Raw genomic sequence first — 24,794 nt, forward strand, 5'->3', positions numbered from 1 at the left:
CCCGTGGGACCGTGCCCCTTGCATCACGTCGCGTCGCCCCTAGGCGAGCTGCACCACGGCCCGGGACATGCCCAGGACCTTCTTGCCGTCGCTCATGACCGTCAGGTCGACCCGCACCCGCCGGTCGTCCAGCAGCGCGCCCACCTTGCCGCTGACCTCGATCTGCGCACCCTTGTCGTCGTCCGGGACCACGACGGGCTTGGTGAAGCGCACCCCGTACTCGACCACCGCGCCCGGGTCGCCCGCCCAGTCCGTGACCACGCGGATCGCCTCGGCCATGGTGAACATGCCGTGCGCGATCACATCGGGCAGCCCGACCTCGCGCGCGAAGCGCTCGTTCCAGTGGATCGGGTTGAAGTCGCCCGAGGCGCCCGCGTACTGCACGAGCGTCGCCCGGGTGACGGGGAACGACCGCGCCGGCAGCTCCGTACCGACCTCGACCGACTCGTAACTCACCGTCGCCGTCATCACGCCTCCTCGGCGGCGCGCGCCACCAGCTTCGTCCAGGCGGTCACGACCAGCTCACCGGACTCGTCGTGCACGTCACCGCGGACGTCCAGGATGTCGTTGCCCGCCATCGACTTCACAGCCTCGATGGTCGAGACGACCGACAGCCGGTCCCCCGCACGCACGGGGCGCACGTAGACGAACTTCTGGTCGCCGTGCACGACCCGGCTGTAGTCCAGACCGAGCTGGGGGTCCTCGATGACCTGGCCGGCGGCCTTGAAGGTGATCGAGAACACGAAGGTCGGCGGCGCGATCACATCGGCGTGGCCGAGCGCCGCGGCGGCCTCGGGATCGGTGTACGCGGGGTGGGCGTCGCCCACGGCCTCGGCGAACTCGCGGATCTTCTCCCGTCCGACCTCGTACGGCGCGGTGGGCGGATAGGTCCGTCCCACGAAGGACTGGTCGAGCGCCATGAACTCGCAACCTCCTGATGAAAGAACGTCTGGGCCGGCCTGTGGCGGCGTCCGGCACCATTGAACGCCACACCCGCCGCACAACGACACGAGGCCGCCCCCCGAAGGGGACGGCCTCGTGTACGAGCCTGATTCAGCGCGTTTCGCGGTGCGCGGTGTGCGAGTTGCAGCGCGGGCAGTGCTTCTTCATCTCAAGACGGTCCGGGTTGTTACGCCGGTTCTTCTTGGTGATGTAGTTCCGCTCCTTGCACTCCACGCAGGCCAGCGTGATCTTCGGGCGGACGTCGGTGGCAGCCACGTGAGTGCTCCTTGGACGGACGATGGACGGATGAACGCAAAAAAGAGTAGCCGATCGAAGGACCGACCCCACAATCGGCTACTTTTAGTAGCGGTGACCGGACTTGAACCGGTGACACAGCGATTATGAGCCGCTTGCTCTACCGACTGAGCTACACCGCTTTGATGACTGGTCCCCCCGCCGAAGCGGGGTTTCCGATCACCAGAGCCCCAATGCGGAATCGAACCGCAGACCTTCTCCTTACCATGGAGACGCTCTACCGACTGAGCTATTGGGGCGAGCGATGAAGACATTACACGCTCGGTCGCCGATCGCCCAAATCCGTTTCCCGGCGCCCGGCCAACCCGGGCCCGTACCCCGCTCCGGGCGTCCTCACACCGCTGATCAGCAAGGCGGCACCGGTACGACTATTGCGCTCCTCCTCCGGCCGGGCCGCGCCCACTCCTAGGCTTTACTCACTCTGCGTGATCTTGACCCCCTCCCAGGAGCGCGATGCCCGACGACCACGCGGCCCACACCACCGGCGGCCCGGAGTCCTCCGCCCTGACGCTCTGCGGCGCCCGCCTCAGCGACGGCCGCGTCGTGGACGTCCGGGTCTGCGGCGGCCGCATCGAGGCCGTCGGTACCGCGGGCAGCCTCACCGCCCCCGGCGCCCGCCTCGACCTGCGCGGCCACCTCCTGCTCCCCGCGCCCGCCGAGCCGCACGCCCACAGCGACACCGCCCTCACCGCGGACGGCGCCGGGCCCGCGTCCGAACGGCCCGAGGACATCCGGCGGCGCGCCACGGAGGCCGCGCTGATCCAGCTCGGCCACGGCGCGACGGCCCTGCGCTCGCACGTGCGGATCGGCGGCCCGCGGGGCCTCGCGGCGCTCGAAGCCGTCCTCCAGGCCCGGCGCTCGCTGCGCGGCCTGGCCGACCTGGCCCCGGTCGCCGTCCCCCGGCTGCTCACCGGCGTCGCCGGGGCGGGCAACCTGGCGATGCTCCGCGACGCGGTGAAGATGGGCGCCGCGGCGGTCGGCGGCCGCCCCGACCTCGACCCGGACCCGTCCGGATACGTCGAGGCCGTCCTGGAGGTCGCCGCCGAGCACGGCTGCCCCGTGGACCTGCACACGGACGGCGGCAACCCCGCCCGGCTGGCCCGGTTCGCCGCGCTGGCGGGCGGAATGCGCCAGGCGGTCACCATCGGCCCCTGCGCCGGTCTCGCCCTCCTCCCCGCCGACGTCGCCGCCCGGGCGGCCGGGCAGCTGGCGAACGCCGGGGTGAGCGTCACCTGCCTCCCCCAGGGCGGCTGCTGCGGTACGGAACACCGGGGCGCCGCCCCCGTACGGCTGCTGCGCGAGGCCGGGGTGCGGGTCGCCGCGGGCGGCGGGGCCTTGCGCGACCCGGCGAATCCGGTGGGGCGCGGCGACCCGCTGGAGGCGGCGTTCCTGCTGTCCTCGCAGGGGGGCCTGAGCCCCGAGCACGCCTACGCGGCGGTGTCCGCCGAGGCCCGGCACGTCATGGGGCTCCCCGGGCTCCGCGTCGAGGCGGGCTTCCCGGCCGAGCTGCTCGCCGTACGCGGGGAAGGGCTGGCCGGGGCGCTGTCGCTGGCGTACAGCCGGGTCGTGGTGCACCGGGGGCGGGTGGTGGCCCGGACCAGCGCGGTGCGCGAGTACGGCGACCCGGAGGCCGGCGGCGGGCCCGGTCTTCCCCGCCAGGGACGGCCGGAATCCACCGGCGGGCCGTGAGCGCCGCGGCGCGCTCCGGCGTACCGTCGGTCGTATGCGCATTGTCATCGCAGGTGGACATGGTCAGATCGCGCTGCGGCTGGAGCGCTTGCTCGCCGCGCGCGGGGACGAGGCGGCCGGCATCATCCGCAACCCCGGACAGAGCGACGACCTCAGAGCGGCGGGCGCCGAGCCCGTGGTGCTGGACCTGGAATCGGCCACGGTCGACGAGGTCGCCGAGGTGCTGCGCGGCGCCGACGCGGCGGTCTTCGCGGCCGGCGCGGGCCCGGCCAGCGGCACGGCCCGCAAGGACACCGTGGACCGGGGCGCGGCCGTGCTCTTCGCGGACGCGGCGGAGCGGGCGGGGGTGCGGCGTTACGTCGTGGTCTCGTCCATGGGCGCCGACCCGGACCACGCCGGGGACGAGGTGTTCGACGTGTACCTGCGGGCCAAGGGCGCGGCGGACGCGGACGTACGCTCCCGCTCCGCCCTGGACTGGACGATCCTGCGCCCCGGGATGCTCACCAACGACGCCGGCACCGGCCAGGTCCTCCTCGCCGCGTCCACGGGCCGCGGCCCGGTCCCCCGCGACGACGTGGCGGCGGCCCTGGTCGAACTCCTGGACACCCCGGCCACGGCGGGCCTGACCCTGGAGCTGATCTCGGGCAACGTGCCGTTGGCGGTCGCGGTGAAGGACATCGCGGGCAACTGACCGACACGCACGAAGAAGGCCCCCGTTCGAAGAACGGGGGCCTTGCTCGTGGCGGCGCCAGGGTTCGAACCTGGGTAGGCTGAGCCGGCAGATTTACAGTCTGCTCCCTTTGGCCACTCGGGCACACCGCCAAGGGATGCCGCCTTCGAGTGCCGGGTTTCCCGCGGTGCTCTCTGGCAACGACGTAAACAATACCTGATGACCGAGGGTGCTACGCCACCGGATTGTTCGGAGGCCCGTGCGGTCTCGGGTGGCTAGGCTTTACGCGGCCGCCGCGCCAGGTACGCACTTTCCAGCACCCCCGATCCAAGGAGCCACACGTCATGGCCGACTCCAGTTTCGACATCGTCTCGAAGGTCGAGCGGCAGGAGGTCGACAACGCCCTCAACCAGGCCGCCAAGGAGATCTCCACCCGTTACGACTTCAAGGGCACGGACGCGTCGATCGCGTGGTCCGGCGAGAAGATCCTGATGCAGGCGAACGGCGAGGAGCGGGTCAAGGCCATCCTCGACATCTTCCAGTCCAAGCTGATCAAGCGCGGGATCTCGCTGAAGTCGCTGGACGCCGGTGAGCCGCAGCTGTCCGGCAAGGAGTACAAGCTGTTCGCCTCGATCCAGGAGGGCATCTCCCAGGAGAACGCCAAGAAGGTCGCGAAGATCATCCGCGACGAGGGTCCCAAGGGCGTCAAGGCCCAGGTCCAGGGCGAGGAGCTGCGGGTCACCTCGAAGAGCCGGGACGACCTTCAGGCCGTGCAGGCGCTGCTGAAGGCCCAGGACTTCGACTTCGACGTGCAGTTCGCGAACTACCGCTAGAGCATCGTGGTCCGGGAGCGGAACTTCTCGTTCCGCGCCCGGACTGCATGTCCGAATACCGCCGGTCCCGGCGGTTCGGGCGCAGCAGACTGGTCCGTGACGGCCGGCGTTCCGGCCGGCGTACGGATGAGGAGAGGGACCGGTCATGACCATGTACACGACGGTCGACAGCCCGCTGGGCGAACTGCTGCTGGTCGGGGAAGAGGCCCCCGGAGCGGCGGGTACCGCGCTCGTCTCGCTCTCCGTACCGGGCCAGAAGGGCGGCACCGTCGTCCAGGACGGCTGGGTGTACGCGCCCGAGGCGTTCGCGGGGGCCGCCGCCCAGCTGCGCGAGTACTTCGAGGGGCGCAGGACGCGCTTCGACCTGGTGTACGCGGAGGGGCGGGGCACCGGGTTCCAGCGGCGGGTCTGGGCGGCGCTGGACGCCGTTCCGTACGGCGAGACGGTCTCGTACGGGCAGATCGCCGCGCGCGTCGGCGCGAGCGGCGCCGGGGTGCGGGCGGTGGGTACGGCGATCGGGCGCAATCCGCTGCTGGTCGTGCGGCCGTGCCACCGGGTGATCGGTGCGGACGGCGCGCTGCGCGGGTACGCGGGCGGGCTGGAGCGCAAGGAACGGCTGCTGGGGCTCGAAGGGGCCCTGGCGGGGCGTTGACGGGCCACCGCTGATGGACGGACTCTTCCCCAGGTCGCGTGCCGTCGTCGCGCCGGGGGCCGTGCACGTGCCCGACTGGCTGTCGCCCGAGCGGCAGCGGGAGTTGGTGGTGGCGTGCCGGGAATGGGCGCGGGGGCCCGTGCCGTTGCGGCACACGGCGTTGCCGGGGGGCGGGGTGATGTCGGTGCGGACGGTGTGCCTCGGGTGGCACTGGCAGCCGTACCGCTACTCGCGTACGGCGGACGACGTGAACGGCGCTCCGGTGGCTCCGTTCCCCTCCTGGCTGGCGGAGTTGGGGCGGGCGGCGGTGGCGGAGGCTTACGGGCCGGGAGGCGGCTCGGAGGCGTACGCGCCGGATGCCGCGCTGGTCAACTTCTACGACGGTACGGCCCGGATGGGCATGCACCGGGATGCCGAGGAGCGGTCCGGGGCGCCCGTGGTGTCGCTCAGCATCGGGGACACGTGTGTCTTCCGGTTCGGCAACACGGAGGGCCGGGGCAGGCCGTGGACCGATGTGGAGCTGGCGTCCGGCGACCTGTTCGTGTTCGGCGGCCCGGCGCGCCGGGCGTTCCACGGGGTGCCGGTGGTCCGGCCCGGCACCGCTCCTCCGGGCACGGGAATGAGCGGTGGCCGGCTCAATGTGACGTTGCGTGAAACAGGGTTGGGCGGCTGACCTCAGCGGCGTTCGCGGGAGTTGCCGAAGAGCAGCCGGTAGGCGATCAGCAGGACCAGGGAGCCGCCGATGGCCGCGACCCAGGTCGCCGGGTCGAAGAAGTCCTTGGTGATCTCGCGGTCCAGGAACCGCGACGATATCCAGCCACCGAGGAACGCGCCGACGATCCCTATGAGCGTCGTGCCCACCAGGCCGCCGGGATCGCGCCCCGGCAGCAGGATCTTGGCGATGACGCCCGCGACGAGCCCGAGAATGATCCAGCCGATAATGGTCATGCGTGCGAACCTACCCGTCCCTCTGTCCTGGAAGCCAAGACGCCGGGGACGGGCGGGTGGTTGCCTGCGGCGGGCTGTGGGGCCGGGGCCTACCAGCCCGCGAACTGCTCGTCGGTGCGCACGATCTCCTTGCCGAAGGGCATCAGGGACACCGGGATGAGCTTGAAGTTGGCGATGCCCAGCGGGATCCCGATGATCGTGATGCACAGGGCGATGCCCGTGGTGATGTGACCGAGCGCCAGCCACCAGCCGGCGAGGATCAGCCAGAGCACGTTGCCCACGCAGGACGGGCTGCCCGCGTCCCGGCGGTCGACGACCCGGTGCCCGAAGGGCCACAGGGCGTAGACGCCGATCCGGAAGGCGGCCAGCCCGAAGGGGATGCCGATGATCGTGATGCAGAGCAGGAGTCCCGCGAGCAGGTAGCCGAGGAACATCCAGAATCCGCAGAGGACCAGCCAAATGACGTTCAGAATTGTTTTCACGGGCGAGGACCTGCCATCTGCTCGAGTCGGGCGATGCGCTCCGCCATCGGCGGGTGGGTCGAGAACATCCTGGACATCCCCCGCCCCGCGCGGAAGGGGTTGGCGATCATCATGTGGCTCGCGGTCTCGATCCGGGGCTCCGGGGGCAGCGGGAGCTGCTGCGTCCCGGCCTCCAGCTTCCGCAGGGCGCCGGCGAGGGCCAGCGGGTCGCCGGTGAGCCGGGCGCCCGAGGCGTCCGCCTCGTACTCCCGGGAACGGCTGACGGCCAGCTGGATGACGGACGCGGCGAGCGGACCCAGGATCATGATCAGCAGCATGCCCAGGAGGCCCGGGCCCTCGTCATCGTTGGAGCGGCCGACCGGTATCAGCCAGGCGAAGTTGACCAGGAACATCACGACGGAGGCCAGCGCTCCGGCGACGGACGAGATGAGGATGTCCCGGTTGTAGACGTGGCTCAGTTCGTGCCCGAGGACGCCGCGCAGTTCGCGCTCGTCCAGGAGGCTCAGGATGCCCTCGGTGCAGCAGACCGCCGCGTTGCGCGGGTTGCGGCCGGTCGCGAAGGCGTTGGGGGCCTGGGTCGGGGAGATGTAGAGCCGGGGCATGGGCTGGCGCGCCGATGTGGAGAGCTCACGGACCATGCGGTAGAGCTGGGGCGCCTCGAATTCGCTCACGGGGCGGGCGCGCATGGCCCGCAGCGCCAGCTTGTCGCTGTTCCAGTACGCGTACGCGTTGGTGCCGATCGCCACCAGGAGGGCGACGATCAGGCCCGTACGACCGAAGAAGCTGCCGATGACGATGATGAGTGCGGACAGGCCCCCGAGGAGTACGGCGGTTTTCAGCCCGTTGTGCCGGCGGTGCACGGTACGCCCTCCAGATCGTGCGGCAGGGGAGCCCTTGGCGAGTGGGGCCCCACCGCTCAGTGGAGCCTCCTGTACTGGTCAACGCCAGGCGGCGGGAGCGAGTTCCCTGGTGCGGACGGCCCGACGGCCCAGGCGGGCCCCGCTGTACGCGCGGGGTCCGGCTCTGGGCCGTCCGGGTGGAGGTGTGCGGTGCCTCGCTCAGCGCGGGGCGGGGAGCTTCGCGAGTTCCAGGGCCTCGGGGTCGGGCTCGACCTCGCTGGTGCAGTGGGCGCAGCGGGAGGCGATGGCCGGGATCGGGGTGTAGCAGCGGGGGCAGTCGCGCAGGGCGGCCTTGATGTCGACGGGCTCGTCGCCCTTCTTGGCGGTGAAGCGGTCCTGGACCTTGGCCATCGGCATGACGACACCGAAGTAGAGGACCGCGGCGGTGATGATGAAGGCGATCGCGGCGGCGATGAAGAGGCCGTAGGGGAACTTCACGCCGTCGACCGTGAAGTGGGCGTGGCTGAAGTCGCCCGTGCCCCGCGTGATGATGCCGATCAGCGGCACGATGAAGCCGTTGCTGAATCCGGTGACGACCGCGGTGAAGGCGGCTCCGACGGCGAGTCCGACCGCCATGGAGATGACGTTCCCGCGCAGGATGAAGTCCTTGAACCCGCTCAGCACTGCTCTGACTCCTTGTGGTGATGTGAACGTCGTACGCGTCCCGAAGGCACCGACCCTGCCCTGTGCGGGTGCCCGGGGGCAAACCGATCTTGTCACCTGTAGAACAGGTGAACGACGTCAGAAGAGATTGACGGCGGCGAATCTCAGAACGGTCTGCGGGGCGCCCGACAGGGCGACTCCGGCGGCCGCGGTGAGGACGATCGCGGCGGTCAGGGGCGCCGGGACGCGGTGCCGTACGGCGGGCGCGGCCTCTTCCCCGTCCGCGGGAGCGCGGAACAGGGCGGCGGTCCACCGGAGGTAGTAGTACAGGGCGACGACGACGTTGACGGCCATCACGACGGCGAGCCAGCCCAGGCCCGCGTCGACGGCGGCGGAGAACACCGTGACCTTGGCGAAGAGCCCGATGATGCCCGGGGGCAGCCCGGCCAGGCAGAGCAGGAAGAACGCCAGCGCGAGGGCGGCCAGGGGCCGGGTGGCGTACAGGCCGCGGTAGTCGTCGAGACGGTTGCCGGGGCGGGTACGGGCGACCAGGGCGGCCACCGCGAACGCGCCGAAGTTCACGACGGCGTACATCAGGGCGTACGCGACGGTGGAACCGATCCTGCGCTCCCCGGCGTACGCGGCGGCGGCGATCGGAACGAGCAGGTACCCGGCCTGGGCGACGGAGGACCAGGCGAGCAGGCGTACGGCGCTGCGCGCGCGGGAAGCGTTCTGGCGCAGCGCGGCGACGTTGCCGACGGTCATCGTGAGCGCGGCGAGGACCGCGAGGGCGGGGCCCCACACGTCCGCGTACGCCGGGAAGGCGATCACGGTGACGAGGATGAGGCCGGTGAAGCCGACCGCCTTGCCGACGACCGAGAGGTAGGCGGCGATGGGCAGGGGCGCGCCGACGTAGGTGTCGGGCACCCAGAAGTGGAAGGGCGCGGCGGCCGTCTTGAAGGCGAAGCCGACGAGGGTCAGCGCGACGCCCGCCCCGGCGAGAGTGGAGAGCCCCGGGTCGACGTGGCCGAGGCGGCCGGCCAGGTCGGTGAGGTGGAGCGTGCCGGTGGCCGCGTACACGAAGCTGACGCCGAGGAGCATCACGGCGGTGGCGGTCACGGACGACAGGAAGAACTTCAGCGCGGCCTCGGAGGAGCGCCGGTCGCCGCGCTTGATGCCGACGAGCGCGAACGCGGGCAGCGAGGCGACTTCGAGGGCGACGACCAGCGTGGCGAGGTCCCGGGACGCGGGCAGGAGCGCGGCCCCGGCGGCGGACGACAGCAGCAGGAACCAGAACTCGCCGGCCGGCAGCTTGCGGGTGTCGCCGAGGGAGAGCAGCGCGGTGAGCAGCGCGCCGCCGAGCACGAGGGCCTGGATGACCAGCGTGAAGTGGTCGGCGGTGTAGCTGCACGCGTGGCTGCCCGTGGTGAGGCAGAAGGTGGAGCGGTCGCCGTCGTGGAGCGGGATGATCAGGGCGAGCGCGGCGACGAGGCCGGCGACGGCCCCGTGGCCGAGGAGCGGTTTGCGGGCCTCGGTGACGAAGAGGTCGGCGACCAGGACGACGAGGGCGACGGCCGCGGCGGTGAGCGGGGGCGCGATGGCGAGCCAGTCGACGGACTGGACGAGGCTGGTGGCGCTCTCGGCCGCTGTGGTCACGACTTGCCTCCTGCGAGGAGCTTCTGCACGGCCGGGTCGGTGAGGCCGAGGAGGACGGCGGGCCACAGGCCGGCGAGGACGGTGAGGGCCGCGAGGGGGGTCCAGGCGGCGAATTCGTAGCTCTGGACGTCGGCGATCGCCCGCGGTTCGTCGCGGTTCGCGCCCATGCAGACGCGGCGGACCACGATCAGGAGGTACGCGGCGGTGAGCAGGGTGCCGAACGCGGCGATCGACATGAACGTCAGGAAGGCGGGCCGGCTCAGCCCCTCGGCCGGGTCGAACGCGCCGAACAGGGCGAGCATCTCGCCCCAGAAACCGGCGAGCCCCGGCAGCCCGAGGGAGGCGACCGCGGCGAACGCGAGGAGGCCGCCGAGGCGGGGCGCGCGGCCGTAGAGGGCGGCGCCGGTGGCCCCGGCGAGGGTGTCCAGGTCGGCGGTGCCGTACCGGTCCTTGACGGCGCCGACCAGGAAGAACAGCAGGCCGGTGATGAGCCCGTGGGCGATGTTGGCGAAGAGCGCGCCGTTGACGCCGGTGGGGGTCATGCTCGCGATGCCGAGGAGCACGAAGCCCATGTGGCCGACGGAGGAGTACGCGATGAGCCGCTTCAGGTCGCCCTTGGCGCCGGGCCGGGCGAGGGCCAGGCAGGCGAGCGACCCGTAGACGATCCCGGCGACGGCGAAGGCCGCGAGGTACGGGGCGAAGGTGTGCATCCCGTCCGGGGCGACCGGGAGCAGGATGCGGACGAACCCGTACGTGCCCATCTTCAGCAGGACGCCCGCGAGGAGCACGGAGCCGACGGTCGGGGCGGCGGTGTGGGCGTCGGGCAGCCAGCTGTGCAGCGGCCACATCGGGGTCTTCACGGCGAGCCCGACCCCGATCGCCAGAACGGCGGTGACCTGCACGGACGAGGTGAGCCCGCGGCCGTTGTCAGTGGCGAGTGCCACCATGTCGAAGGTGCCGCTCTTCAGTCCGATGAGGAGCAGGCCCAGCAGCATGACGACCGAGCCGAGCAGTGTGTAGAGGATGAATTTCCAGGCCGCCGCCTGCCTCCCCGCACCGCCCCATCGGGCGATCAGGAAGTACATCGGGATGAGCACCATCTCGAACGCCAGGAAGAACAGGATCAGGTCGAGGACGGCGAAGGTGGCGAGGGTGCCGGACTCCAGGAGGAGGACGAGCGCGACGAACGCCTTCGGGGAGGGGCCTTCGGGCAGCTTGAAGTAGCTGTAGAGCGCGCAGAGGAAGGTCAGCAGCGCGGTCAGTACGAGCAGGGGGAGCGAGATGCCGTCGATGCCGAGGTGGATGCGCACGTCCAGCGCCGGGATCCAGCTGATGTCGGTGGTGGCCTGCATCTTCGACGGGTGGTCGTGGTCGAAGCCGGCGGCCAGCACCAGGGTCGCCAGGAGGATGACCCCGGTGACGGTCACGCCGTGGCGGAGCACGGCCTGGTCGGGGCTGCGGCCCTTCAGTCCGGGCGGGGCCGGGAGCAGGGCGGCGACGGCGCCGATGAGCGGGCCGACGACGACGAACGCCAGAAGGAACTGCATCACGGATGCGCTGATATCGATCACGGCTCAGGACCCCGCGTTGACGTTGGCGAAGACGACGGCGGCGACCGCCAGGACCAGGGAACCGGCCAGCAGTGCGCTGAGGTAGGTCTGCACGTTGCCGGTCTGGGCGCGGCGGACGGCCGTGCCGAGCCAGCGTGCGCCGGTGGCGGAGCCGCGTACGTAGGTCTCGACGACCTCGCGGTCCAGGAAGCGGACGAGGCGGGCCGCGGCCTGGACGGGGCGGACGAACAGCGCCGCGTACAGGGCGTCGAGGTGGAAGCCGGTGGCCGCGTGGCGGTGGAGCGGGCCGAGCAGCAGGCGTCCGGGGTCGGCGGGGTCCGGGGCGTCCCCGGCCGGGCCGTAGGCGGCGGTGCGGGCCTCGATGGCCTCGATCTCCACGAGGGCCGGTTCCGCGTCCGGGTGCGCGACGACCGAGCCCATGGGGACACGGGCGGCGAGCGCGGTGGTGTGGCGCCAGGCCCCGTAGGTGACCAGTCCGCCGACGAGGCCGACGCCGGTGGACAGGACGGCGGTGGTCAGCGAGGGGACGAGGCGGTGGCCGTCGAACCAGTCGCCGATGACGCCGGCGCTCAGCCCGAGGGCGATGGTCGGGACGGCCAGCACCCAGAGGACGGCCGTCATGGCGGCGGGCTGCCTGCCGTGGTCGGGGGCCTCGGCGCCCCGGCCCCGGAAGGCGAGGAGCCAGAGCCGGGTGGCGTAGGCGGCGGTGAGCACGGCGGCCAGCAGCCCGGCGACGAGGACCGTCCAGCCCGCGGCGGCCGGGGCGACGTGCCGGTCGCCGAGCGCGGTGTGCTCGGCGGCGACGAGGACGGCTTCCTTGGAGAAGAAGCCGGCGAACGGGGGGATCGCGGCGAGCGCGAGCAGCGCGACGGTCATCGTCCAGTAGGCGTCCGGGATGCGGCGGGCGAGGCCGCTCATCCGGGACATGGCGGCCAGTGAATTGGTGCCGGCGGCGTGGATGACGACGCCGGCCGCGAGGAAGAGGACCGCTTTGAAGGCACCGTGCGAGACGAGGTGGAAGACGGCGGCCCCCCGGTCGCCGACGGCCAGGGCGCCCGACATGTAGCCGAGCTGCCCGATGGTCGAGTAGGCGAGGACGCGCTTGATGTCGTCCTGGGCGAGCGCGGCGAGCCCGGACCCGATCATCGTGACGGCCGCCATCACCGCGAGGACCACCAGGGCCGCGCCGGACGCGGCGAAGACGGGGAGGAGGCGGGCGACGAAGTAGATCCCGGCGGCGACCATCGTCGCCGCGTGGATCAGCGCCGAGACGGGGGTGGGGCCGGCCATGGCGTCGGGCAGCCAGGTGTGCAGGGGGAACTGCGCGGACTTGCCCGCCACTCCGGCCAGGAGGAGGAGCGCGATGAGCGTCGGGTGATCGAGGCCGCCGTGGGCGACGGCGCCCAGGATGCGGGTGATGCGGAAGGAGCCGGTGTCGGCGGCGAGCGCGAACAGGCCGATGAGGAAGGGGACGTCGCCCAGCTTGGTGACCAGGAACGCCTTCAGGGACGCGGCGCGCGCCTCGGGCGTCTCCCAGTAGTGGCCGACCAGGAAGTACGAGCAGATGCCCATGACCTCCCAGCCGACCAGCAGCACCATCAGGTCCCCGGAGTAGACGACGAGCAGCATCGCGGAGGTGAAGAGGGAGACCAGCGCCGCGTACGAGGGGTAGCGGGGGTCGTCGCGGAGGTACGCGGTCGAGTAGATCTGCACGCAGCTCGCGACGAGGGCGACCAGCACGGCGACGAGGACGGCGAAGCCGTCGAGGTGCAGCGCGAGGTCGATGGGGACGGAGCCGGTGGGGGTGAGCTGGGTCGCCGCGTCGATGGCCCGGCCGCCGCCCTGGCGGGCGGCGACGGTGGCGGCGAGGACGAGCGAGACGAGGGAGGGCAGTACGGCGAGCGGGCGCACGTAGGCGGGCGCGGTGCGGCCGAGGAGCAGACCGGCGGCGGCGCCCAGGAACGGGAGGAGGGGGACGAGGACGGCGAGGGTCGTGGTGGTCACGGGGTGGCCTCTGCCTTCTTTGCCTTCCCTGCCGCAGCAGTGGCCTGGTCTTCGGGGTCGGTGAGGGCGGGGGCGTCGTCCTCGTCGTCGCCGGCCGGGACGGTCTCGGCCTCGTCGGTCTCGGCGGTGTCGCGGAGGCGGTCGACCTCGGAGCTGCCCCGGTTGCGGTACACGGCGAGGACGATCGCCAGGCCGATGCCGATCTCCGCCGCCGCGATGGCGATGGTGAACAGGGTGAGGGCCTGGCCGGAGTGGAGGCGGTCGCGGAGCCAGACGTCGAACGCGACGAGGTTGAGGTTGACGGCGTTGAGCATCAGCTCGACGGACATCAGGACGAGGATCGCGTTGCGGCGGGCGAGGACTCCGTACAGCCCGGTACAGAAGAGGAGGGCGGCGAGCACCGCGGGATAGGCGAGGTGCATCAGCGCGCGTCCTCTCGGGGCGGGGTGGTGCCGGCCCGGTCCGCTGCCGTGCCGCCCTTGCGGGAGAGGACGATCGCGCCGACCAGGGCGGCGAGCAGCAGGACGGAGAGCGCTTCGAAGGGGAGCACCCAGTTGCGGAAGAGGAAGGAGCCGGTGACCTTCGTGGAGCCCTGGGCGGGCCCGTCCAGCTCGATCCACGTCGTACGGAAGGCGTCCACGACGACCCAGACCAGGGCGGCGGCGGAGGCGGCGGCCACCGCGAGGGCGGCCCAGCGGTTCTCCGAGTCGGCGTCCGGGGAGCGGCCGATGGGGGCCCTGGTGAGCATCAGGCCGAACAGGAGGAGGACGACGACGGAACCCACGTAGATCAGTACCTGCACCCAGGCGATGAACTCCGCCGTGAGCAGGAGGTACTCGACGGCGAGGCCGCCGAGCGCCACGATCAGCCAGAGGGCGGCGTGCACCAGCTGCCTGGTCGTGACGGTCACCAGGGCGGCGCCGAGGGTGGCGATGCCGACGAGGACGAAGGCGATCTCCACGCCGGTCGGGGAGAGGAAGCCGGGGGCCGCCGAGGCGGCCGCGAGGTCGGTGATCACTCGTTGCCCTCCCGCGCCGTGTTGCCCTGCGCCGTGTTGCCCTGCGCCGCGTCGTTCCGCGCCGCGTCGTCCCGCGCCGCGTCGTCCCGCGCCGCGTTGCCCCGCGCCGCGTCGTCCCGCGCCGCGTCGTCCTGCGCCGCGTCGTCCTGCGCCTGCTGGGCGCGGAGCTTGTCGGCCGTCTTGCGGGCCGCGGCGAGCTCCTTCGGTTCCTCGGCGCGCGGGTCGAGCGCGGGCGGCTCCGGGACCGTCCACATCCAGTCGCGCAGCTTGTCGCGCTCATGGGTGAGGTCCAGGATGTCCGTCTCCGCGTACTCGAACTCCGGCGACCAGAACAGCGCGTCGAACGGGCAGACCTCGATGCAGATGCCGCAGTACATGCAGAGCGAGAAGTCGATCGCGAAGCGGTCGAGCACGTTGCGGCTGCGTTCGCGGCCGCCCGGGGCCGCGGCCGGCACCGTCTCCTTGTGGGAGTCGATGTAGATGCACCAGTCGGGGCACTCGCGGGCGCACAGCATGCAGACCGTGCAGTTCTCCTCGAACAGCGCGATCACGCCGCGCGAGCGGGGCGGCAGTTCGGGCTGCACGTCCGGGTACTGGGCGGTGACGGTCTTCTTCGTCATCGTCCGCAGGGTGACGGCGAGGCCCTTGGCCAGACCTGAGCCGGGGATCGGGGGCACTAGTTGATCGCCACCTTCACGATGCCGGTGAGCGCGATCTGCGCGAGAGCGAGCGGGATGAGGGTCGTCCAGGCGAGCTTCTGCAGCTGGTCCTCGCGCAGCCGCGGGTAGCTCACGCGCAGCCAGATCACGACGAACGCGAGGATGCCGGTCTTCAGCAGGGTCCAGACCCAGCCGAGTCCGTCGGCGCCCAGCGGGCCGTGCCAGCCGCCGAGGAACAGGACTGTGGTCAGCCCGCACAGCACGACGATGCCGGCGTACTCGGCGAGCAGGAACAGCGCGAAGCGGAGGCCGGTGTACTCGGTGTACGCGCCGAAGATGATCTCCGAGTCGGCGACCGGCATGTCGAACGGCGGGCGCTGGAGTTCGGCGAGTCCGGCCACGAAGAAGACCAGGGCGCCGATGATCTGCCAGGGCAGCCACCACCACTCGAACGCGTCGAGGATGCCGGGCAGCGAGACCGTGCCCGCCGCCATCGCCACCGAGGCGGCGGCGAGCAGCATCGGCAGCTCGTACGCGAGGAGTTGCGCGGCGGTGCGGAGGCCGCCGAGCAGGGAGAACTTGTTGGCCGACGCCCATCCGGCCATCAACGAGCCGAGTACGCCCACGCCCATGACGGCGAGCACGAAGAAGATGCCCGCGTCGACGGCCTGGCCGACCGCGCCCTCTCCGGGGCCGATCGGGATCGCGACCAGGACGAGCAGGTACGGGAGGAGGGCCACGGCCGGCGCCAGGCGGAAGACCTTGCGGTCGGCGCCGGCGGGGACGATGTCCTCCTTCTGGGCGAACTTGACGCCGTCGGCGACGAGCTGGGCCCAGCCGTGGAAGCCGCCCGCGTACATGGGGCCGAGGCGGCCCTGCATGTGGGCCATGACCTTGTGTTCGGTCTGGCCGACGACGAGGGGGAGGACCATGAAGACGGCGAAGACGATGACGATGCGGAGGGCGACGTCCAGGGCGTCGGTCACTCGGGATCGCCTCCGTTGTCGGGGGTGGGGTGGTCGGGCCGGGCCGGGGGCCGGGCCTCCGGCGCGTTGTGCCACGGGGCGTCCGGCGTCTCCGGCGCGCCCGGCGCCTGCTGGCTCGCCGAGCCCTGGGAGGCGCTGCGGCTGCGGCGCGGGCGGGGTTCCGCCGGGGCCCCCGGGGTCGCGTCGCCCGCCGTACGGGCACGCCGTGCCGGGCGGGACGGGGCCGGCGGGAGCTGGCCCTTCAACGGGCCCCACTCGTTCGGGTCCGGGACGCCCGGCGGGAGCATCGTGCGGCGCTTCGGGCCGCCGTGGTCCGACTCGCCCGGTTCCTTCGCGCCCGGCCATGCCTTCGCGACGCGGGCGGCCAGGACGAAGTCCTTGCGGAGGGGGTGGCCCTCGAAGTTCTCGGGGAGGAGGAGGGGGACCAGGTGGGGGTGGTCCTCGAAGGCGACGCCGAACATCTCGTGCGTCTCGCGTTCGTGCCAGGCGGCCCCCGCGTACACGCCGATCGCCGTCGGCAGGGACGGGGCCTCGTGCGGCACCGTGGTCCTGAGCAGCAACCGCCGTACACCGCACCCGGCGGACGGCAGCGCCGCCACGTGCGCGCACACCCGGAAGCCGGTGCCCGGTTCGTCCACCGCGCTCAGCCAGTCGAAATACGTGCAGCCCAAGGTGTCGCGGGCCGTTTCGAGGGCGGCGGTCCACGCGGTGGGCAGGACGTCGACCGTCAGCAGGTCGTACGCCTGTTCCGCCCTCGCGTCCTCGCCGAAGACCTCGGTCACCGCGTCCGGGAGGCGGTCGAAGAGGGTCACTTCCCGTCCCCCTTCACCAGTCCGCTGCGCAGCGCCTCCGTCGGCGGGCGGCCGCCCGCCGCCTCGGCGTAACGCTCCCCCAGCGACTCGCGCGCGATCTTCTCCTGGAGCTTCAGGATGCCCTGGAGCAGCGCCTCGGGCCGGGGCGGGCAGCCGGGGACGTAGACGTCGACGGGAATGATCTGGTCGACGCCCTTGGTCACGGAGTACGAGTCCCAGTACGGGCCGCCGCAGTTGGAGCAGGCGCCGAAGGAGATGACGTACTTGGGCTCGGGCATCTGCTCGTACAGGCGCTTGACCGCCGGGGCCATCTTGTCCGTCACCGTGCCGGAGACGATCATGAGGTCGGCCTGGCGCGGGCCCGGCGCGAAGGGGATCACGCCGAGCCGGATGAAGTCGTGACGCGCCATGGAGGCGGCGATGAATTCGATGGCGCAGCAGGCGAGTCCGAAGTTGAAGACCCAGAGGCTGTAGCGGCGGCCCCAGTTGAGGACCACCTTCATCGGTTCCGGTGCGAGCCTGGACAGGACGCCCAGGCGCTTCGGTTCCGGGAGGAACGTGGGTACGGCGGCGGGTTCGTCCCCCGCCCCGGCCGACGACGGGCTCGTCACGTCCATTCGAGGACGCCCTTCTTCCATGCGTAGAGCAGTCCCACGGCCAGGAAACCGAGGAAGATGAACATTTCGACCAGCGTGGTCGCGCCGTAGCCCGGCGCCGCGAAGACCGTCGCCCAGGGGAAGAGGAAGATCGAGTCGACGGCGAAGATCACGTACAGGAAGGCGTACACGTAGTAGCGGACCTGGGTGTGCGCCCAGCCCTCCCCCACCGGGTCCACGCCGCACTCGTAGGTGAGCAGCTTCTCCGGCGTCGGGACCACCGGCCGCAGCAGCCGGCCCGCGCCGAACGCGACGGCGACGAACAGGACGCCGACCACGGCGAGCAGTCCGACCACCGAGTACGCGTGGAAGTAGTCCGACGACGCGAGCACCGTCCGCGCCGGTGTCGATGCCGCACCGGGAAGACCCGTCACGTCCGCCCCTCGCTCCCTAGCCCCGTCCCACGATCTGTACGCACGGGAGTCTAGGCCCTGTAAAGGACGGGTAAGCAGTTGCGTCGGGCAACGGACGGGGAACGGGAGAGGCACGGGTGGGGCGCACAGGTAGGGATATCCCTACTTCACCTCACCCACGAGCCCCATGGCATCCGCCTCGCGCGCCCGGCAGGCTGGGCGTATGACCATGAGCCCCCAGGTGCCCGCCCACGACGGGCCGCCTCCTGTCCGCTTCGCCTTCGGCCGGTGGACGTGGAAGGAGGTCGCGCACCTCCTCGCCAACCTGCCGATGGCGATCGTCGGATTTGTCTACACGGTGTTGATGATCGCGATCGGTGTGGGCCTCGCGGTCACCGTCATCGGTCTGCCGCTGCTGGCCGCCGGGCTCCAGGGTTCCCGGCTGATCGGACGCGCCGAGCGCGCCCGGGCCCGGAAGCTCCTGGGAGTCAGGGTCGAGGAGCCGAGCCCACTGGCCCGGGGCCGCGAGGACGACGGGTTCTTCGCGTGGCTGTGGACCGGTCTGCGCGACCCGGTCGCCTGGCGGGCGGCGCTGTACTCGTTCATCCGGCTCCCGTGGGGCATCCTCACCTTCGTCGTGACCCTCGTCTGCCTCGTCGTGTGGCCGGCGCTCCCCTTCGCGGCGCGGCTGATGGGCAACGCGGACCGGGCCATGGTGCGCGGGCTGCTCTCCCCCTCCGACGACCTGGAGCGCCGCATCGCGGAACTGGAGTCGGACCGGGGCGTGGTGGTCGACACGGCCGCCGCGGACCTGCGCCGCATCGAGCGCGACCTGCACGACGGGGCGCAGGCCAGGCTCGTCGCCCTCGCCATGGACCTCGGCCTCGCCAAGGAGAAGCTGACGAACGACCCCGAGGCCGCGGCCCGCATGGTGGACGAGGCACACGGCGAGGTCAAGGTCGCCCTCCAGGAACTCCGCGACCTCGCCCGGGGCATCCACCCCGCCGTCCTCACCGACCGCGGCCTGGACGCCGCCCTCTCCGCGATCGCCTCGCGCTGCACCGTGCCCGTCACCGTACGGGTGGAGCTTCCGGGGCGCCCGGCGCAGGCCATCGAGGGCATCGCGTACTTCACCGTCTCCGAACTCCTCCAGAACGTCAGCAAGCACAGCGGGGCCCGGACCGCGTCCGTCGACGTGTGGCGCTCCGGCGACCGGCTGCTCATCCAGGTCGGCGACGACGGGCGGGGCGGGGCTTCCATGGACGGCGGCACGGGCATGGCGGGGCTGGCCGAGCGGCTGGACGCCGTGGACGGGGTCTTCGTACTCGAATCGCCCGCCGGCGGCCCGACGACCGTCACGGCGGAGCTGCCGTGGCGCGACCGGGGCGCCGAGAAGAGCGCGGCCGGGACGCGCGGCGCGTAACGGGCGTCACGGGGGTGGGGAAAACCCCCGGTCCGAGACGGAGACCGTCCTCATGGTGCGGAAGCGCCCGGGCCCGCAGTCTTGAAGTACAGCAGGCACGCAGATCCACGCACGCAGATCCACGCACGCACATTCACGCAAGCACCTTCACGGACGCGGAAGAAACGGACGGAATCCCATGGCCACGGCATACGGACCGGACACACGAAACCCTCAGCGGTCGGGAAGCGGCCTCGGGGACCGACCCACGCGGCGGCACGTCCTGCCGGCCGCGCTGCGGGCGCCCCTGGAGGGCAGGACCTGGCGCGAGTTCTGGTACCTGATGCTGAGCCTGCCGATCAGCGTCGTGCTCTTCTCCTTCTCGATCACCATGGTCTCGCTGGGCGCGGGCCTGCTCGTCACCTTCCTGGGCATTCCGGTGCTGGCCGCGGGCCTGGTCATGTGCCGGGGCTTCGGGGCGCTGGAGCGGACCCGGGCGCGGGCGCTGCTGCGGCTGGACGTGCCCGATCCGGCGCCGGCGCGCGGCCGGAAGGGCGGGCTGATGTCCTGGGTCGGCGCGGTCCTGAAGAGCGGGGTGTCCTGGCGCCACCTGCTGTACTCGCTGCTGCACTTCCCGTGGGCGGTCTTCGCGTTCTGCGTGGCGCTGACGCTCCAGGTGTGGGGCTGGGCGGCGCTCACCTACCCGCTGTGGCACTGGTTCGTGCCCTCGCACGCCGGCGTCTCGGGCATCCAGCTGTACGGGGACGCCCAGCACGAGGTCTACCTCGACTCGGGCTTCGATCTCGCGCTGACCGCCGGTGTGGGCCTGGGCGTCGTCCTCATGACCCCCTGGGTGATCCGGGGCCTGGCGACCGTGGACCGGCTGATGGTGGCGGGGCTGCTGAGCCCGTCCCGGCTGGCGGAGCGCGTCACGGAGCTGGAGTCCGACCGCGGTGTCGTCGTGGACACGGCCGCCGCGGACCTGCGCCGCATCGAGCGCGACCTGCACGACGGGGCGCAGGCCAGGCTCGTCGCCCTCGCCATGGACCTCGGCCTCGCCAAGGAGAAGCTGACGAACGACCCCGAGGCCGCGGCCCGCATGGTGGACGAGGCGCACGGAGAGGTCAAGGTCGCCCTCCAGGAACTCCGCGACCTCGCCCGGGGCATCCACCCCGCCGTCCTCACCGACCGCGGCCTGGACGCCGCCCTCTCCGCCGTCGCCTCGCGCTGCACCGTGCCGGTCGGCGTGGAGGTGGACCTGCCGTCCCGGCCCGCGCAGGCCATCGAGGGCATCGCGTACTTCACCGTCTCCGAACTCCTCCAGAACGTCAGCAAGCACGCCGGCGCCACCCGCGCCTCGGTCGACGTGTGGCGCACGGAGGACCGCCTGCTGCTCCAGGTGACCGACGACGGGCGCGGCGGCGCCGACCCGGCGTCCGGCAGCGGGCTCGCCGGGCTGGCCGAGCGGCTGGACGCCGTCGACGGGGTCCTGGTGGTCGACTCGCCGGTGGGCGGCCCGACGAAGGTCACGGCGGAGCTGCCCTGGCGCGGCTGACCGCGGATCCACGGCACGGCACCTCCGCGGTCAACCCCGCGCACACTCGCGACGTCACTGCCGATACTGGGATGCTGTACGGCGTACGGGTCGTGCCAGCGAGCGAGCAGTGGGGGAAACAGCGTCGTGGTGGAGGACAGGGTGCGCGTGGTCATCGCCGAGGATTCGGTACTGCTCCGGGAGGGACTGACCCGGTTGCTGACCGATCTGGGGCATGACGTCGTCGCGGGCGTCGGGGACGCGGAGGCGCTGATCAAGACGATCGGGGACCTCGCCGGGCAGGGCGAGCTGCCGGACGTGGTGGTCGCGGACGTGCGGATGCCCCCGACCCACACCGACGAGGGCGTCCGGGCGGCGGTGCGGCTGCGCCGGGACTACCCGGGGATCGGGGTGCTGGTCCTGTCGCAGTACGTGGAGGAGCAGTACGCCACCGAGCTGCTGGCCGGGTCCAGCCGGGGCGTCGGGTATCTGCTGAAGGACCGGGTCGCCGAGGTCCGGGAGTTCGTGGACGCGGTGGTCCGGGTGGCGCAGGGCGGTACGGCGCTGGACCCGGAGGTGGTGGCGCAGCTGCTGGGCCGCAGCCGGAAGCAGGACGTGCTGGCCGGGCTGACGCCGCGTGAGCGCGAGGTGCTGGGCCTGATGGCGGAGGGGCGTACGAACTCCGCGGTGGCCAAGCAGCTGGTGGTGAGCGACGGGGCGGTCGAGAAGCACGTCAGCAACATCTTCCAGAAACTGGGCCTGGCTCCGAGCGAGGGCGACCACCGCCGGGTGCTGGCGGTGCTGACGTATCTGAACTCCTGACGCGGCACGACCGGCCCGGGCGCGGGTCCGACGGGGAGCCGCGCGGCTGGTGGATCATGACCGGGCAGCGCCGTTGGAGGTCTCAGCATCCAATACGCCAACGCGCCGAATCGCGTCTCAAATTGCCGTCCATCATGTGATCTGCCGGAGGAAGGCGACCCTTACGGACGTAGGGTGGGCGGGGGACCTCCGGCGGGCCGGACGGTTCCGAGCCGCCGTGCCGAGGGAGGTCCAGTAAGTGACCAGCCAGGTCAGTAGCCCAGCCGAACAGGCCGACGAGGCCGATGAGGCGCTCGTAGGGGGACAGCGTGCCCCCCAGTCCGCAGCCGCGGGAATCGGCGAGAAGGAAGTCCGCCGTCTGGACCGGGTGATCATCCGCTTCGCGGGTGACTCGGGTGACGGCATGCAGCTCACGGGTGACCGGTTCACCTCGGAGACGGCGTCCTTCGGGAACGACCTCTCCACGCTGCCGAACTTCCCCGCCGAGATCCGCGCCCCCGCGGGCACCCTGCCGGGGGTCTCGTCGTTCCAGCTGCACTTCGCCGACCACGACATCCTGACCCCGGGTGACGCGCCGAACGTGCTGGTCGCGATGAACCCGGCGGCGCTGAAGGCGAACATCGCCGACGTGCCGCGCGGGGCCGAAATCATCGTGAACACCGATGAGTTCACGAAGCGGCCGATGGCGAAGGTCGGGTACGAGACCAACCCGCTGGAAGACGGCTCGCTGGAGGCGTACAACGTCCATCCGGTGCCGCTGACCACGCTGACGATCGAGGCGCTGAAGGAGTTCGGGCTCTCCCGCAAGGAGGCCGAGCGCTCGAAGAACATGTTCGCGCTCGGGCTGCTGTCCTGGATGTACCACCGGCCGACCGAGGGCACCGAGGCGTTCCTGCGGGCGAAGTTCGCCAAGAAGCCGCAGATCGCCGAGGCGAACGTGGTCGCCTACCGGGCCGGGTGGAACTTCGGCGAGACGACGGAGGACTTCGCCGTCAGTTACGAGGTGGCGCCGGCCTCGCAGGCGTTCCCCGCCGGCACCTACCGGAACATCTCGGGGAACCTCGCCCTGGCCTACGGGCTGATCGCCGCGGGCCGCCAGGCCGATCTTCCGGTCTACCTCGGCTCGTACCCGATCACGCCGGCCTCGGACATCCTGCACGAGCTGAGCAAGCACAAGAACTTCGGCGTGCGCACCTTCCAGGCCGAGGACGAGATCGCGGGCATCGGTGCCGCGCTGGGCGCCGCGTTCGGCGGTGCGCTCGCCGTGACGACGACGTCCGGGCCCGGTGTGGCGCTGAAGTCGGAGACCATCGGGCTGGCGGTCTCGCTCGAACTGCCGCTGCTCATCGTGGACATCCAGCGCGGCGGCCCGTCGACCGGGCTGCCCACCAAGACCGAGCAGGCGGACCTGCTCCAGGCGATGTACGGGCGCAACGGCGAGGCGCCGGTGCCGATCGTGGCCCCGCGCACCCCGGCCGACTGCTTCGACGCGGCGCTGGACGCGGCCCGGATCGCCCTGACCTACCGCACCCCGGTCTTCCTGCTCTCCGACGGCTACCTGGCCAACGGCTCCGAGCCCTGGCGCATCCCGGAGCTCGACCGGCTCCCGGACCTGCGCGTCCAGTTCGCCGGCGGCCCGAACCACGAACTGGCCGACGGCACCGAGGTGTTCTGGCCGTACAAGCGCGACCCGCAGACGCTGGCCCGCCCGTGGGCGGTCCCGGGCACGCCCGGCCTCGAACACCGCATCGGCGGCATCGAGAAGCAGGACGGCACCGGCAACATCTCGTACGACCCCGCCAACCACGACTTCATGGTCCGCACCCGGCAGGCCAAGGTGGACGGCATCGAGGTCCCGGACGTGGAGGTGGACGACCCCGCGGAGGCGCGCACGCTGGTGCTGGGCTGGGGCTCGACGTACGGCCCGATCACCGCCGCCGTGCGCCGGCTGCGCGCCTCGGGGCGCTCCATCGCACAGGCCCATCTGCGCCACATCAACCCGTTCCCGCGGAATCTGGGCGAGGTCCTGAAGCGTTACGACAAGGTGGTCGTCCCCGAGATGAACCTCGGTCAGCTGGCCACGCTCATCCGCGCCAAGTACCTGGTGGACGCGCACAGTTACAACCAGGTCAACGGCATGCCGTTCAAGGCCGAGCAGCTCGCGGCAGCTCTTGAGGAGGCCATCGATGCCTGAGGTGAACGAACTGCTCCAGCTGGTGCCCAAGGCCGAGGCGAAGCAGTCCATGAAGGACTTCAAGTCGGACCAGGAGGTGCGCTGGTGCCCCGGCTGCGGTGACTACGCGGTCCTCGCCGCCGTGCAGGGCTTCATGCCCGACCTCGGTCTGGCGAAGGAGAACATCGTCTTCATCTCCGGCATCGGCTGCTCCTCGCGTTTCCCGTACTACATGAACACGTACGGGATGCACTCGATCCACGGCCGCGCCCCGTCGATCGCGACCGGCCTGGCCACCTCGCGGCGGGACCTGTCGGTGTGGGTCGTCACCGGTGACGGCGACGCGCTGTCCATCGGCGGCAACCACCTCATCCACGCGCTGCGCCGCAACGTGAACCTCAAGATCCTGCTCTTCAACAACCGGATCTACGGGCTGACCAAGGGGCAGTACTCCCCCACCTCCGAGCTGGGCAAGATCACCAAGTCGACGCCGATGGGCTCGCTGGACGCCCCGTTCAACCCGGTGTCGCTGGCGATCGGCGCGGAGGCGTCGTTCGTGGCCCGGACCGTCGACTCGGACCGCAAGCACCTCACGAGCGTGCTGCGCGCGGCCGCCGACCACCCGGGCACGGCGCTGGTGGAGATCTACCAGAACTGCAACATCTTCAACGACGGCGCGTTCGAGGTCCTGAAGGACAAGGACCAGGCCCAGGAGGCGGTGATCCGCCTGGAGCACGGGCAGCCGATCGTCTTCGGCGCGGAGGGTTCGAAGGGTGTCGTACGGGACCCGCTGACCGGGGACCTCCAGGTCGTCGCGGTCACCGAGGAGAACAAGTCGCGGATCCTCGTCCACGACGCGCACGCCCCGAGCCCGACGACGGCGTTCGCGCTGTCCCGGCTCGCCGACGCGGACACGCTGCACCACACCCCGATCGGGGTGCTGCGCAGCGTGGAGCGGCCGGTGTACGACACGGCGATGGCCCAGCAGCTGGACGCGGCCGTGGAGCGGCACGGCAAGGGCGACCTGGCCGCGCTGCTCGCGGGGAACGACAACTGGACGGTGGTCGGCTGACGCCGGTCCCCCGGTACGCGAGAGCGCGCCGGACCTGCCCCTC

General features: G+C 71.7%; 27 protein-coding genes and 3 tRNA genes. 10 read left to right on the forward strand and 20 right to left on the reverse strand.

The window, feature by feature from the left end:
* Positions 1 to 39: 39 nt before the first annotated feature.
* The 5 genes from ACN6LM_RS16895 to ACN6LM_RS16915 form a co-directional block, all read right to left on the reverse strand.
* Entirely contained in the window at positions 40 to 468 is a 429-nt protein-coding gene (locus ACN6LM_RS16895) for a MaoC family dehydratase (protein WP_445066180.1), read from the reverse strand.
* Positions 468 to 920, reverse strand: a complete 453-nt coding sequence (locus ACN6LM_RS16900) for an FAS1-like dehydratase domain-containing protein (protein ID WP_383297943.1) — start codon at positions 918 to 920, stop codon at positions 468 to 470. Before ACN6LM_RS16900 ends, ACN6LM_RS16895 begins: the two co-directional genes overlap by 1 nt.
* Before the next feature lie 133 nt (positions 921 to 1,053).
* Positions 1,054 to 1,218: a 50S ribosomal protein L33 gene (gene rpmG / locus ACN6LM_RS16905; protein ID WP_003956487.1), complete on the reverse strand. Its 165-nt coding sequence runs from the start codon at positions 1,216 to 1,218 to the stop codon at positions 1,054 to 1,056.
* 88 nt (positions 1,219 to 1,306) lie between these two features.
* Positions 1,307 to 1,379 (reverse strand) — tRNA-Met (locus ACN6LM_RS16910).
* 44 nt (positions 1,380 to 1,423) lie between these two features.
* A tRNA-Thr gene (locus tag ACN6LM_RS16915) sits at positions 1,424 to 1,496 on the reverse strand.
* Between the two features lie 214 nt (positions 1,497 to 1,710).
* Here ACN6LM_RS16915 and ACN6LM_RS16920 point away from each other — a divergent pair.
* On the forward strand, positions 1,711 to 2,946 hold the full coding sequence (locus tag ACN6LM_RS16920; RefSeq protein WP_445066181.1) for an amidohydrolase family protein: 1,236 nt from the start codon (positions 1,711 to 1,713) through the stop codon (positions 2,944 to 2,946).
* Positions 2,947 to 2,980: 34 nt separating this feature from the next.
* A complete protein-coding gene (locus ACN6LM_RS16925; RefSeq protein WP_445066182.1) occupies positions 2,981 to 3,637 on the forward strand; it encodes an SDR family oxidoreductase in 657 nt (218 codons plus the stop codon).
* 49 nt (positions 3,638 to 3,686) lie between these two features.
* Here the strand turns inward: ACN6LM_RS16925 and ACN6LM_RS16930 are convergent.
* Positions 3,687 to 3,768 (reverse strand) — tRNA-Tyr (locus tag ACN6LM_RS16930).
* 192 nt (positions 3,769 to 3,960) lie between these two features.
* On the opposite strand from ACN6LM_RS16930, the gene ACN6LM_RS16935 reads away from it, so the two are divergent.
* The 3 genes from ACN6LM_RS16935 to ACN6LM_RS16945 all read left to right on the forward strand — a co-directional run bounded on the left by ACN6LM_RS16935 (position 3,961) and on the right by ACN6LM_RS16945 (position 5,774).
* The gene (locus tag ACN6LM_RS16935) at positions 3,961 to 4,449 is read left to right on the forward strand and encodes a YajQ family cyclic di-GMP-binding protein (protein WP_018519335.1); all 489 of its coding nucleotides are present in this window, start codon (positions 3,961 to 3,963) and stop codon (positions 4,447 to 4,449) included.
* A 145-nt stretch (positions 4,450 to 4,594) separates the two neighbouring features.
* Positions 4,595 to 5,101 (forward strand): methylated-DNA--[protein]-cysteine S-methyltransferase, encoded by a 507-nt coding sequence (locus tag ACN6LM_RS16940; protein WP_445066183.1) that lies wholly within the window; start codon positions 4,595 to 4,597, stop codon positions 5,099 to 5,101.
* Positions 5,102 to 5,114: 13 nt separating this feature from the next.
* The gene (locus ACN6LM_RS16945; protein WP_445066184.1) at positions 5,115 to 5,774 is read left to right on the forward strand and encodes an alpha-ketoglutarate-dependent dioxygenase AlkB family protein; all 660 of its coding nucleotides are present in this window, start codon (positions 5,115 to 5,117) and stop codon (positions 5,772 to 5,774) included.
* 2 nt (positions 5,775 to 5,776) lie between these two features.
* Here the strand turns inward: ACN6LM_RS16945 and ACN6LM_RS16950 are convergent, their stop codons facing one another.
* From ACN6LM_RS16950 to ACN6LM_RS17015, 14 genes are all read right to left on the reverse strand, one after another.
* Positions 5,777 to 6,049, reverse strand: a complete 273-nt coding sequence (locus ACN6LM_RS16950) for a GlsB/YeaQ/YmgE family stress response membrane protein (protein WP_143626001.1) — start codon at positions 6,047 to 6,049, stop codon at positions 5,777 to 5,779.
* Between the two features lie 89 nt (positions 6,050 to 6,138).
* The gene (locus tag ACN6LM_RS16955; RefSeq protein ID WP_445066185.1) at positions 6,139 to 6,531 is read right to left on the reverse strand and encodes a YccF domain-containing protein; all 393 of its coding nucleotides are present in this window, start codon (positions 6,529 to 6,531) and stop codon (positions 6,139 to 6,141) included.
* Positions 6,528 to 7,391, reverse strand: a complete 864-nt coding sequence (gene htpX, locus ACN6LM_RS16960) for a zinc metalloprotease HtpX (RefSeq protein WP_445066186.1) — start codon at positions 7,389 to 7,391, stop codon at positions 6,528 to 6,530. The genes ACN6LM_RS16955 and htpX overlap by 4 nt, the downstream gene beginning before the upstream one ends.
* A gap of 198 nt (positions 7,392 to 7,589) precedes the next feature.
* A complete protein-coding gene (locus tag ACN6LM_RS16965) occupies positions 7,590 to 8,054 on the reverse strand; it encodes a large conductance mechanosensitive channel protein MscL (protein ID WP_445066187.1) in 465 nt (154 codons plus the stop codon).
* A gap of 117 nt (positions 8,055 to 8,171) precedes the next feature.
* Positions 8,172 to 9,689 carry an NADH-quinone oxidoreductase subunit N gene (locus tag ACN6LM_RS16970; protein ID WP_445066188.1) on the reverse strand — a complete coding sequence of 506 codons (1,518 nt, stop codon included), beginning with the start codon at positions 9,687 to 9,689 and terminating at the stop codon, positions 8,172 to 8,174.
* Positions 9,686 to 11,236 (reverse strand): complex I subunit 4 family protein, encoded by a 1,551-nt coding sequence (locus ACN6LM_RS16975; protein WP_445066200.1) that lies wholly within the window; start codon positions 11,234 to 11,236, stop codon positions 9,686 to 9,688. The genes ACN6LM_RS16970 and ACN6LM_RS16975 overlap by 4 nt, the downstream gene beginning before the upstream one ends.
* Before the next feature lie 27 nt (positions 11,237 to 11,263).
* Positions 11,264 to 13,264 (reverse strand): NADH-quinone oxidoreductase subunit 5 family protein, encoded by a 2,001-nt coding sequence (locus tag ACN6LM_RS16980; RefSeq protein ID WP_445066189.1) that lies wholly within the window; start codon positions 13,262 to 13,264, stop codon positions 11,264 to 11,266.
* Positions 13,261 to 13,686 (reverse strand): NADH-quinone oxidoreductase subunit NuoK, encoded by a 426-nt coding sequence (gene nuoK / locus ACN6LM_RS16985; protein WP_445066190.1) that lies wholly within the window; start codon positions 13,684 to 13,686, stop codon positions 13,261 to 13,263. The genes ACN6LM_RS16980 and nuoK overlap by 4 nt, the downstream gene beginning before the upstream one ends.
* Positions 13,686 to 14,282, reverse strand: coding sequence for an NADH-quinone oxidoreductase subunit J family protein (locus ACN6LM_RS16990; protein WP_445066191.1), 597 nt, complete (start codon positions 14,280 to 14,282; stop codon positions 13,686 to 13,688). The genes nuoK and ACN6LM_RS16990 overlap by 1 nt, the downstream gene beginning before the upstream one ends.
* A complete protein-coding gene (locus tag ACN6LM_RS16995) occupies positions 14,279 to 14,959 on the reverse strand; it encodes a NuoI/complex I 23 kDa subunit family protein (protein WP_445066192.1) in 681 nt (226 codons plus the stop codon). Before ACN6LM_RS16995 ends, ACN6LM_RS16990 begins: the two co-directional genes overlap by 4 nt.
* The gene (locus ACN6LM_RS17000) at positions 14,959 to 15,927 is read right to left on the reverse strand and encodes a complex I subunit 1/NuoH family protein (RefSeq protein ID WP_445066193.1); all 969 of its coding nucleotides are present in this window, start codon (positions 15,925 to 15,927) and stop codon (positions 14,959 to 14,961) included. Before ACN6LM_RS17000 ends, ACN6LM_RS16995 begins: the two co-directional genes overlap by 1 nt.
* The gene (locus ACN6LM_RS17005; RefSeq protein WP_445066194.1) at positions 15,924 to 16,739 is read right to left on the reverse strand and encodes an NADH-quinone oxidoreductase subunit C; all 816 of its coding nucleotides are present in this window, start codon (positions 16,737 to 16,739) and stop codon (positions 15,924 to 15,926) included. The genes ACN6LM_RS17000 and ACN6LM_RS17005 overlap by 4 nt, the downstream gene beginning before the upstream one ends.
* A complete protein-coding gene (locus ACN6LM_RS17010) occupies positions 16,736 to 17,356 on the reverse strand; it encodes an NADH-quinone oxidoreductase subunit B (RefSeq protein WP_445066195.1) in 621 nt (206 codons plus the stop codon). Before ACN6LM_RS17010 ends, ACN6LM_RS17005 begins: the two co-directional genes overlap by 4 nt.
* Entirely contained in the window at positions 17,347 to 17,769 is a 423-nt protein-coding gene (locus ACN6LM_RS17015; protein ID WP_343242290.1) for an NADH-quinone oxidoreductase subunit A, read from the reverse strand. The genes ACN6LM_RS17010 and ACN6LM_RS17015 overlap by 10 nt, the downstream gene beginning before the upstream one ends.
* 202 nt (positions 17,770 to 17,971) lie before the next feature.
* On the opposite strand from ACN6LM_RS17015, the gene ACN6LM_RS17020 reads away from it, so the two are divergent.
* From ACN6LM_RS17020 to ACN6LM_RS17040, 5 genes are all read left to right on the forward strand, one after another.
* Entirely contained in the window at positions 17,972 to 19,171 is a 1,200-nt protein-coding gene (locus tag ACN6LM_RS17020; protein WP_445066196.1) for a sensor histidine kinase, read from the forward strand.
* 178 nt (positions 19,172 to 19,349) lie between these two features.
* The gene (locus ACN6LM_RS17025; RefSeq protein WP_445066197.1) at positions 19,350 to 20,705 is read left to right on the forward strand and encodes a sensor histidine kinase; all 1,356 of its coding nucleotides are present in this window, start codon (positions 19,350 to 19,352) and stop codon (positions 20,703 to 20,705) included.
* Between the two features lie 141 nt (positions 20,706 to 20,846).
* Positions 20,847 to 21,506: a LuxR C-terminal-related transcriptional regulator gene (locus ACN6LM_RS17030; RefSeq protein ID WP_164404735.1), complete on the forward strand. Its 660-nt coding sequence runs from the start codon at positions 20,847 to 20,849 to the stop codon at positions 21,504 to 21,506.
* Positions 21,507 to 21,744: 238 nt separating this feature from the next.
* Complete coding sequence (locus tag ACN6LM_RS17035) at positions 21,745 to 23,700, forward strand: 2-oxoacid:acceptor oxidoreductase subunit alpha (protein ID WP_445066198.1); 1,956 nt, start codon at positions 21,745 to 21,747, stop codon at positions 23,698 to 23,700.
* Complete coding sequence (locus tag ACN6LM_RS17040; RefSeq protein WP_445066199.1) at positions 23,693 to 24,751, forward strand: 2-oxoacid:ferredoxin oxidoreductase subunit beta; 1,059 nt, start codon at positions 23,693 to 23,695, stop codon at positions 24,749 to 24,751. The genes ACN6LM_RS17035 and ACN6LM_RS17040 overlap by 8 nt, the downstream gene beginning before the upstream one ends.
* Positions 24,752 to 24,794 lie beyond the last annotated feature (43 nt).

The organism is Streptomyces sp. SAS_281, from assembly GCF_052542855.1.

Excerpts from the sequence above, each read along its gene's own strand:
- ACN6LM_RS16895 (WP_445066180.1), bottom strand. The coding sequence starts at position 468 with ATGACGGCGACGGTGAGTTACGAGTCGGTCGAGGTCGGTACGGAGCTG.
- ACN6LM_RS16900 (WP_383297943.1), bottom strand. The coding sequence starts at position 920 with ATGGCGCTCGACCAGTCCTTCGTGGGACGGACCTATCCGCCCACCGCG.
- ACN6LM_RS16920 (WP_445066181.1), top strand. The coding sequence starts at position 1,711 with ATGCCCGACGACCACGCGGCCCACACCACCGGCGGCCCGGAGTCCTCC.
- ACN6LM_RS16925 (WP_445066182.1), top strand. The coding sequence starts at position 2,981 with ATGCGCATTGTCATCGCAGGTGGACATGGTCAGATCGCGCTGCGGCTG.
- ACN6LM_RS16935 (WP_018519335.1), top strand. The coding sequence starts at position 3,961 with ATGGCCGACTCCAGTTTCGACATCGTCTCGAAGGTCGAGCGGCAGGAG.
- ACN6LM_RS16940 (WP_445066183.1), top strand. The coding sequence starts at position 4,595 with ATGACCATGTACACGACGGTCGACAGCCCGCTGGGCGAACTGCTGCTG.
- ACN6LM_RS16945 (WP_445066184.1), top strand. The coding sequence starts at position 5,115 with ATGGACGGACTCTTCCCCAGGTCGCGTGCCGTCGTCGCGCCGGGGGCC.
- ACN6LM_RS16950 (WP_143626001.1), bottom strand. The coding sequence starts at position 6,049 with ATGACCATTATCGGCTGGATCATTCTCGGGCTCGTCGCGGGCGTCATC.
- ACN6LM_RS16975 (WP_445066200.1), bottom strand. The coding sequence starts at position 11,236 with ATGCAGTTCCTTCTGGCGTTCGTCGTCGTCGGCCCGCTCATCGGCGCC.
- nuoK (WP_445066190.1), bottom strand. The coding sequence starts at position 13,686 with ATGCACCTCGCCTATCCCGCGGTGCTCGCCGCCCTCCTCTTCTGTACC.
- ACN6LM_RS17010 (WP_445066195.1), bottom strand. The coding sequence starts at position 17,356 with ATGGACGTGACGAGCCCGTCGTCGGCCGGGGCGGGGGACGAACCCGCC.
- ACN6LM_RS17020 (WP_445066196.1), top strand. The coding sequence starts at position 17,972 with ATGACCATGAGCCCCCAGGTGCCCGCCCACGACGGGCCGCCTCCTGTC.
- ACN6LM_RS17025 (WP_445066197.1), top strand. The coding sequence starts at position 19,350 with ATGGCCACGGCATACGGACCGGACACACGAAACCCTCAGCGGTCGGGA.
- ACN6LM_RS17040 (WP_445066199.1), top strand. The coding sequence starts at position 23,693 with ATGCCTGAGGTGAACGAACTGCTCCAGCTGGTGCCCAAGGCCGAGGCG.